Raw genomic sequence first — 406 nt, 5'->3', positions numbered from 1 at the left:
CGAAATCGCTATCACCTGCGAGGAAGGCCGCCAGTTCCGTGGGGAAGGCGGCAGGCGCGTCTTCATTGAAACGGCCCCAGTTCTTGGCCTTGCCGTGGTAGGCATCATTGAGCCCGGACACCAGATCCTCCAGTGCATCGGATGCCGCCAGGGTGGTGGCGGCAGGCACCAGCTGGGCCGGCGTCTCGCTATTGCCCTTGTCGATACGGTGAATGATGCTGTGCAGGATCGGCATGGGAACCTCCCTCGGGTGCGATGAACGGGCTGGGGATAATACCTGCCAAGTCCCATAGCGTCACTCTCCGCGAGGTCTCTTCACGGACAGGTTTCACCCGGGATCAGCTGGGTAGTGAGCAGGCGAGGCGAGGCGGGTTCCAGCCCTAGAATCATTCGCGCGGCAAGGCGG

Annotated in this window: 1 protein-coding gene; it reads right to left on the bottom strand. The window is 62.8% G+C overall.

Annotated features, from left to right (window positions below; genetic code table 11):
- Positions 1-235: nucleoid-associated protein (locus HUS66_RS17530; RefSeq protein WP_175072464.1), on the bottom strand; the 235-nt coding region annotated here is incomplete at its 3' end.
- Positions 236-406 lie beyond the last annotated feature (171 nt).

The organism is Onishia taeanensis (assembly GCF_013349955.1).
Taxonomy (GTDB): Bacteria; Pseudomonadota; Gammaproteobacteria; order Pseudomonadales; family Halomonadaceae; genus Onishia; species Onishia taeanensis_B.
The sequence above is the reverse complement of the archived record's forward strand: the minus strand, read 5'-3'. Positions and strand labels throughout refer to the sequence as shown.